Here is a 1,497-nt window from a genome sequence, read left to right on the forward strand (position 1 = left end):
GGGTCAGACATCCCTGGACGTTGGATGTCAAGCGGTGAGGTCGTAGTGGTGGTGTGACCATGCGGTTGCCTGGTCGTAGAGGCTGCTGGTCTTCAGGCAGCCGTGGAGGATGCCCACCAGGCGGTTGCCGACTTGGCGGAGGGCGGCGTTGTGGCTGATGTCGCGGGTTTTGAGTTGGTCGTAGTAGGCGCGGACCGCTGGGTCGTGGAGGATCGCGCAGGAGGCTTGGAGGTGGAGTGCGTCCACCAGGCGGTCGTTGTGGACGTAGCGGGCCTGGACGGTCTTGGTCTTGCCGGACTGGCGGGTGATCGGCGAGGTGCCCGCGTAGTTCTTGCGGGCCTTCGCCGAGGCATACCGGTTCTTGGCGTCTCCGAACTCTGCGAGCACCCGGGCGCCAAGGATCACGCCGATGCCGGGCTGGCTGAGGATGACCTCAGCGTCCGGGTGCCGACCAAAATGGGCCTCGACCTCGCCTTCGAGAGTCCTGATCTCGGCGTTGAGGACGGTGATGACCGCGACCAGCGACTTCACCGTCGAGGCGTAGGCGATCGTGACGAGCGGGGCCTGACCGAGATGCCCGGCGCGCAGGACGTCCTTGATCGCCTGTGCTTTGGCGGCGATGTCGCGGCGGCCCTTGAGGCAGGCGGAGACCTGCGTGGCCGTCAGCTTGGCCGCGGCCTCGGGAGTCGGAGCCATGACCAGCAGTTTCAGCACCGCATCGCTGGTGAGGCCGAGGGGCTTGTAGGCGGCGAGAGCGGCGGGGAAGTAGTCCCGCAGCGCCACCCGCAGCCGGAGCATATGGCGGGTGCGTTCCCACAGCAGCGTCTGATGCGCGCGGGTGACGACCTTGACAGCCTCGGCGGTCTCCGAGTCCCCAGCGACCTCCCGGAGCTGGTGGCGGCGGGTGCGGATCATGTCCGCGAGCGCGTGGGCGTCTCCCTTGTCGCTCTTGGCGCCCGAACTGCCGAGGATCTCCCGGTGGCGGGCCGCCTGCTTGGGATCCACCCCGAACACCCGATAGCCGGCCGCGACCAGCGCCCGCACCCACGGACCCCGGTCGGTCTCGATACACACCAGCACGTCCGACGGGCCGGCGTCCTCGGCGACGAACCGGCCGACCAGGTCGTGGAACCGGGCGATCCCGGCCATCCCCTCGGGCAGCCGCACCCGCTTGAGGACCTTCCCGGCCTCATCCTGGACCTCGACGTCGTGGTGGTCCTCAGCCCAGTCATCCCCAACGAACAGCACAACAACCTCCACGATCGGCGACAGGACACGGAAGCCCGCAGGAGCCGGTCGGCGACCTAATGGACCAGTGCTCACCCCAGCATGCGAAGGGCACGACATCCCATCAGCGATCAAAGACCCCTGACCACCGGCGAGGGCACGATCTGACCCTAGGACTCAAGATCGGCCCAGGCGGAGAGAGTGCTCACTCACCGGCGGCTACCAGGCACCGAGTCTGCCAGCGCGGCTCACCCGGTAGCTCCCATTAGG

The 1,497-nt window shown here is 67.9% G+C and carries 1 protein-coding gene; it reads right to left on the reverse strand.

Annotated elements, in window-relative coordinates; genetic code table 11:
- Window positions 1–27 precede the first annotated feature (27 nt).
- Window positions 28–1,248 (reverse strand): IS110 family RNA-guided transposase, encoded by a 1,221-nt coding sequence (locus QNO07_RS27435; RefSeq protein WP_283995246.1) that lies wholly within the window; start codon window positions 1,246–1,248, stop codon window positions 28–30.
- Window positions 1,249–1,497 lie beyond the last annotated feature (249 nt).

It is taken from the genome of Streptomyces sp. 549, from assembly GCF_030124175.1.
Lineage (GTDB): Bacteria > Actinomycetota > Actinomycetes > Streptomycetales > Streptomycetaceae > Streptomyces.